The 6,000-nt window shown below is 70.9% G+C and carries 6 protein-coding genes; 2 read left to right on the top strand and 4 right to left on the bottom strand.

Annotation, left to right across the window (positions count from 1 at the left end; all coding sequences use genetic code 11):
• Positions 1-60 precede the first annotated feature (60 nt).
• The 3 genes from ABZ818_RS31925 to ABZ818_RS31915 are packed head-to-tail and all read right to left on the bottom strand — an operon-like array spanning position 61 to position 2,817.
• On the bottom strand, positions 61-900 hold the full coding sequence (locus ABZ818_RS31925) for an ABC transporter ATP-binding protein (protein ID WP_361422335.1): 840 nt from the start codon (positions 898-900) through the stop codon (positions 61-63).
• Entirely contained in the window at positions 897-1,916 is a 1,020-nt protein-coding gene (locus tag ABZ818_RS31920) for an ABC transporter substrate-binding protein (RefSeq protein ID WP_361422332.1), read from the bottom strand. The genes ABZ818_RS31925 and ABZ818_RS31920 overlap by 4 nt, the downstream gene beginning before the upstream one ends.
• A 37-nt stretch (positions 1,917-1,953) precedes the next feature.
• A complete protein-coding gene (locus tag ABZ818_RS31915; RefSeq protein ID WP_361422329.1) occupies positions 1,954-2,817 on the bottom strand; it encodes an ABC transporter permease in 864 nt (287 codons plus the stop codon).
• Between the two features lie 271 nt (positions 2,818-3,088).
• On the opposite strand from ABZ818_RS31915, the gene ABZ818_RS31910 reads away from it, so the two are divergent.
• On the top strand, positions 3,089-4,129 hold the full coding sequence (locus tag ABZ818_RS31910; protein WP_361422326.1) for a LacI family DNA-binding transcriptional regulator: 1,041 nt from the start codon (positions 3,089-3,091) through the stop codon (positions 4,127-4,129).
• 127 nt (positions 4,130-4,256) lie between these two features.
• Positions 4,257-5,429, top strand: a complete 1,173-nt coding sequence (locus tag ABZ818_RS31905; protein ID WP_361422323.1) for a mandelate racemase/muconate lactonizing enzyme family protein — start codon at positions 4,257-4,259, stop codon at positions 5,427-5,429.
• A gap of 51 nt (positions 5,430-5,480) precedes the next feature.
• Here ABZ818_RS31905 and ABZ818_RS31900 read toward each other — a convergent pair whose 3' ends face one another.
• Positions 5,481-5,948 (bottom strand): MarR family transcriptional regulator, encoded by a 468-nt coding sequence (locus ABZ818_RS31900; RefSeq protein WP_361422320.1) that lies wholly within the window; start codon positions 5,946-5,948, stop codon positions 5,481-5,483.
• Between the last annotated feature and the right edge of the window lie 52 nt (positions 5,949-6,000).

Genomic DNA, 6,000 nt, shown 5'->3' with positions numbered 1-6,000 from the left:
CTTCGGCCTCGTCGGCCGAAGGCACCGCCCTTTTCGCGACGGCCGGAAGTTCGGTGCCGCTCAGTCGGCTGCCGAGGCCGCGCCCAGCAGAGTGCGGATTCGGGCCGTGGCGCGGCGGAACTCCGGGCGGCTCATGGTGTCGGTGTAGTCACGTTCCGGCGGCAGGCCGACGTCGATGATCTCGGTGATCGTGCCGGGCCGCGCACTCATCACCGCCACGCGGTCCGCCAGGTAGGCCGCTTCGGAGATCGAGTGGGTGACCAGCAGGACGGTGGTGCCGGTCTCCCGCCAGATACGGTTCAGTTCGACGTTCATCTGCTCGCGGGTGAGAGCATCGAGGGCGCCGAAGGGCTCGTCCATGAGCAGCACCGGCGGCTCGTGCAGCAGCGCTCGGCACAGCGCCACGCGCTGCTGCATGCCGCCGGACAGTTCGTGCGGGTACGCGTCCTCGAAGCCGGTCAGGCCGGTCATCTCGATGAGTTCGGCGGCCCGGGCGCGGGCCCGGTCGGCGGGCATCTTCCGCATCTCGGCCTGGAGAAGGATGTTCCGCCGGACCGTGCGCCATTCGAGCAGCGCGGCGCGCTGGAAGACGTACCCGATGTCGGGGCGGGGCGCGGTGACGTCCTCGCCGTGCAGCCGGACGGCGCCCGAGGACGGCCGCAGCAGGCCCGCGACAAGCTTGAGCAGGGTCGACTTGCCGCACCCGGACGGTCCGACGATGGCGACGAACTCACCGGGCGCGACGTCGAGCGAGACTTCCCGCAGGGCGGTGACGTCCCTCTTCTTCGTACGGAACCGCACTTGCACCGCGTCGAGTTCGACGGCCGTGGACGACTCGGCCGCGGACGGCTCCCGGTCGGCCGCCCACGGCGTGCGGATGGTCTTCTCTGCCACAGTCATCCCTTCGGGGCCGCGCTGGTGTCCCAGTACTCCGAGACCGGCTTGGCGTTGCGGACCATGCCGACCTGGGCGAAGAGGTCTACGGTCTTCTGCCAGTCCGCCTCGGTGTTGACGCCCGGGGCCTTGCCCTGGGTGGCGTCGGTGTGCAGCAGGGTCAGCGTGGTGGCGAACTGGTCGGACAGGACCTTCTCGGGCGGCAGTTGGTCGGAGGCGCCCGCCATCGAGGCGACGGCGGGGCCCGGGCTCTTCTCCGCCGCGGCCCATGCCTCGCTGGTGGCCTGGGCCATGCGCTTGGCCAGGTCGGGATCGCTGGTGAGGGCGCGCTGCCCGGCGATGAGGCCGTTGGAGTAGAAGTTGAGCCCATGTTCGGAGAAGCGCAGGTAGGAGACCTTCTTGCCGGCCTTGTTCTGCATGGTGGGGCCCTGGTCGCTGGCGTATCCGAGCAGCGCGTCGGTCTGGCCGGAGATCACCGCGGCGATCTTGCCGGCCGGGTCGGTGTTCTGGATCTTCACGTCGGACTCGGCGATCCCGTTCTTCTCGAGGAAGACCGGGAAGGTCCTGGAGAGGGCGTCACCGGCGGTTCCGGCGATCGTCCTGCCCTTGATGTCCGCAGGCTTGTCGATGCCCTTGTCGGCGAAGAACTGCACGGACGCCGGGGTGGTTTGAAGGAACACACCCAGGCTCTTGACCTTGACGCCCTGGTCCACGCCCGCGAGGACCGCCGGGGTGTCCGCCCAGCCGAAGTCGGTCTGCCCGGCGGCAGTGGCCTGCACGGTCTTCTGCGAGCCCTGTCCGGCCCGGATCTGGAGGTCGATGCCGTGCTTCTCGTAGATCTTCTGCTGCTTGCCGTAGTAGAACGGCGCGTGCTCGCCGTAGGGATACCAGTTCAGCGTGAGCGTGACCTTGTCGAGTTCCTTGCCCGACGAGCTCGTGGTCTTGTCCGAGCCCTCGCCGCCGCAGGCGGTGGCGAACAGCAGTAGCGGGACGATGACGATGGGCAGTCTGCGCAGGTGCATGGTTCGACCCTTCTCGGAGCGGGAGCGGGAAGTTGCCTCAGTACGCGGTGCTGACGGCGTCGCCCCGGCGGCTGGCGTGCCAGGGGAGCAGGAGCTTCTCGGCGATTTCCACCAGCACGAAGAGGACGACACCGATCAGCGACATCACCAGGAGTCCGGCGAAGAGCATCGGGGTGTCGAGATTGCCGTTCGCCTGGAGGATCACATAGCCGAGACCTTCGTTGGCACCGACGAACTCGCCGACGACCGCACCGGTGACCGCCAGCGTGACGGCCACCTTCAGGCCGGAGAACAGGTGCGGGAACGACGCCGGGAAGCGGATCTTGACGAAGGTCTGCAGCGCGCTCGCACCCATCGTCTGGGAGAGCTGGATCATCTCGGGGTCCACCGACTTCAGGCCGGTCACCATGGAGATGACCACCGGGAAGAAGGCGATGAGCACGGCGATGAGGATCTTCGGCGCGATGCCGAAGCCCAACCACACCACGAACAGCGGCGCGATGGCGATCTTCGGGATCACCTGGGCGAACAGCAGGATGGGATACAGCGTCCTCTCGACGGTCGACGAGTAGACCATCAGCACGGCCGCGAGGACGCCGACGCCGACCGCGATCACAAAGCCCAGCAGCGTCTCGTACGTGGTCACCCAGCTGTGGTGCCAGAGGTAGCCGCTCTTGGTGGCCATCAGATCCAGGGTCGCGCCCGGTGACGGCACGAGGTACGACTCGACCAGGCCGGAGGCCGAGACGGCCCACCAGGCGACGAGGCACGCGAGGAGCAGGGCGAACGGCCGCCACGACCGCTCCACCGCCTCGCCGAGCCGTTCGGCCGCACCACGCTGCGCGCGCTCCTTGACTCCCGCCGGGGGAGCGGGAGTTCGGCGGATGGTGCTCTGGCTCATGAGTGAACTCCTCTGACGTCGGGTCGTGCCGGGAAAGGAGCCGTGGGGGGTTGGTGAAACGCCTGGTAGTATCGGAAAACGCTTCCAGAAAGCGCTTTCTGCTATGCTCTGCCACGTTAGGGACAGCGCGTACGAATGGTCAATAGGGCGTCAAGAGGTTTCCGGACCTCGCCGCGCCCGTGGCCCTGTGCGATCTGGGGGTGCCGTGAACCGACCCGTAAGCCGAGACAACGCGCCTGTACCCGAACGGCCCGAACGGGCACGGGCGCATGTGACCCTGGACTCCGTCGCCCGTACCGCCGGGGTCTCCGCGGCCACCGCCTCGCGGGCACTCAACGGCACCGCACGGGTCCGCGAGGACCTGCGCAGGCGCGTGCTGCTCGCCGCCGAGCACCTCGGCTACATCCCCAACGCCCATGCGCAGGCGCTCGCGAGCGCCCAGAGCTCAGTCGTCGGTGTCATCTGCCACGACGTCGGCGACCCGTACTTCTCCGCCATAGCCAGCGGCGTGATGCGCGCCGCCGCCGCCCGGCACCTCATGGTGATGCTGGCGAGCACCTTCCGCGAACCCGCGCGTGAGGTCGCCTACGTCTCGACGCTGCGCGCCCACCGCGCCCGGGCCATCCTGCTCATCGGCTCAGGCTTCGAGGACGCGGACTGGGAGCGGTCGATGGCCGCGGAACTGGGGCCGTACGTGGCCGGCGGCGGCCGGGTCGCCGTCGTCAGCCGCCACCGCAGCCTGCGGGTGGACACGGTGCTGCCGGAGAACCGGGCCGCGGCGGCGGAGCTGGCCAGGGCCCTGATCGGCCTGGGGCACCGGGAGTTCGCGGTACTGACCGGGCCGCCGTCGCTGACGACGGTCGCCGATCGGCTGCGCGGCTTCCGTGACGCGCTGGCCGAGCACTCGATCCGGCTGGCCGCCGACCAGGTGGTCGAGGGCGCGTTCACCCGTGAGGGCGGGTACGCGGCGACCGCCGAACTGCTCGACCGGGGCCTCAGGGCGAGTTGCGTCTTCGCCGTCACGGACGTGATGGCCGTCGGGGCGCTGGCGGCACTGCGCGAAAGCGGGCTCCGGGTGCCGGAGGACCTGTCGCTCGCGGGCTTCGACGACGTACCGATCGTCCGGGACCTCACCCCGCCGCTGACCACGGTCGCGCTGCCGCTCGTGCGGATGGGGGAGACCGTCCTGGACCTGGCGCTGCGCGAGCCGCGGGGACGGCGCTCGCGCGTGGAGCGCATCGCCGGCGAGATCCTGCTGCGGGGCAGCACGGCCCCCTGGCGGGGCGGCACGGCGCCGCCGGGACGGGGGTGACGTCACGCGCCCGGTCGCCCACCGACTCCCGGCCGCGCACGGACTCCGCTGCCGCCCACCGGCTCCGGTGCCGCCTACCGGCTCCCGAGCCGCCCGTTCAGACCCACATCAATAGATAGGACCGCCCATGACACCGCTTCGGCTCTCGCTCGGCGACCTGACCATCGACCGCGTCACCACGTACGCCGTTGCCCTTCCCACCCGGCGCTCCTTCGGAGTCTCCGGCGGCGCGGTGGCCGTGGCCGGCCGGCCCAGCATCCGCGTCCTGGTACGGGTCGACGCCGACGGCGTGCACGGCTGGGGCGAGGCGACGCCGATCCCCGCGTGGACCTACGAGACCGCGGAGTCGATCGTCACGACCGTCGACCGCTATCTCGCGCCGGCGGTCCTCGGGCGCCCGGCCTGGGACCTCGACGGCGTGGACACCGCGTTCGACCGGGCCGTCAACCGGGGCTTCACCATCGGCGCCCCGCTGGCCAAGGGAGCGGTCGACGTCGCGCTGCACGACCTGCTCGGCCGGGCGGCCGGCGTGCCGCTGGGCACGCTGTGGGGGCAGCGGCGCCGGGAGACGATCGAGCTGGGCTGGGTCGTCTCCGGCCAGTCACCGGCGGAGGTCGGCGACAGCGTGGCGGAGGGCGTGGGCGAGGGCTACCGGGCGTTCAAGGTGAAGGTGGGGCTGCACGACGAGGAGACGGACGCGGCCGTGGTGGCGGCCGTGCGCGAACACGCCCCGGCCGGAGCCCCGTTGTGGGTGGACGCCAACCAGGCGTACACCGTGCCGGCCGCGCTGCGCATGTCCGCCCGCCTGGCCGGCCTCGGGGTGACCGCCTTCGAACAGCCGCTGCCCGCCAACGACATCGCCGGACTGCGCAGGCTCCGGGACGGCTCGCCGATCCCGGTCGCGCTCGACGAGAGCCTGCGCCACCCCACCGACCTGGCGACGTTCGTCCGTCTCGAGGCCGTCGACATCGCCATCGCCAAGGTGCAGCGCAGCGGCGGGCTCACGCTCTCACGGCGGCTGTGCGCACTGGCCGAGGACTGCGGCGTACAGCTCATGGGGTCGGGGCTCACCGACTCGGACGTGGGGCTCGCCGCCTCGCTGCACCTCTTCGCGGCCCACGGGCTCGACACGCCCGTGGACCTGAATGGTCGTCAGTTCGTCGAATCACCCTACGCGGGGCCGACGGTGACGATCGAGAACGGGACGGCGCGGGTGCCCGACGGTCCGGGGCTCGGTGTCGAGGTCGACGACACCGCGGTGGGGAAACTGGCTGTGGACGTCCTCGAACAGAGGTCGTGAGCAGGATCGGGCGAGGAGCCCCTCCATGACGCCATCACAGGCGGCGTCGGGTCATACCGGCTGGACGCCGCCCTGCAATTGCTCGACGGCGTGGACCAGGGGTGCGAGCACGGGCTCGGTGGCCGCCTGGTCGAGGGCCTCGCGCAGGGCCGTGTTGTGGGTGGGGCGGGCCTCCTCCAGCAGGCGCAGGCCGTCGTCGGTGACCTCGGTGTAGATGCCGCGGCGGTCGGTGGGGCACAGGTAGCGCGAGAGCAGCCCGCGGTCCTCCAGCCGGGTCACCAGCCGCGTGGTGGCGCTCTGGCTGAGGACGACGGAGTCGGCGACCTGCCGCATCTGGAGGTGCCCGCCCTCGCCGTCGTGCTGGCGGCTCAGTACGTCCAGCAGTGAGTATTCGCGCGCGCTCAACCGGTGTGCGGTCTGAAGCGCGCGTTCGACTCTGCTCTCGATGCGTCCGTGGAGCAGCGAGAGCGCCGACCAGCCGTGTGCCAGTGCGGTCATCGCCGGGTCGGTGGCGGTCATGAGCAACTCCCTCGGTGCGGGTCGTGCGAGTGGAGGCGGAGGCGGAAGGCCT

Source organism: Streptomyces sp. NPDC047453 (assembly GCF_040643155.1).
Classification (GTDB): Bacteria; Actinomycetota; Actinomycetes; order Streptomycetales; family Streptomycetaceae; genus Streptomyces.
This window is presented reverse-complemented; position numbering and strand designations above follow the sequence as displayed.

Excerpts from the sequence above, each read along its gene's own strand:
- ABZ818_RS31925 (WP_361422335.1), bottom strand. The coding sequence starts at position 900 with ATGACTGTGGCAGAGAAGACCATCCGCACGCCGTGGGCGGCCGACCGG.
- ABZ818_RS31920 (WP_361422332.1), bottom strand. The coding sequence starts at position 1,916 with ATGCACCTGCGCAGACTGCCCATCGTCATCGTCCCGCTACTGCTGTTC.
- ABZ818_RS31915 (WP_361422329.1), bottom strand. The coding sequence starts at position 2,817 with ATGAGCCAGAGCACCATCCGCCGAACTCCCGCTCCCCCGGCGGGAGTC.
- ABZ818_RS31905 (WP_361422323.1), top strand. The coding sequence starts at position 4,257 with ATGACACCGCTTCGGCTCTCGCTCGGCGACCTGACCATCGACCGCGTC.
- ABZ818_RS31900 (WP_361422320.1), bottom strand. The coding sequence starts at position 5,948 with ATGACCGCCACCGACCCGGCGATGACCGCACTGGCACACGGCTGGTCG.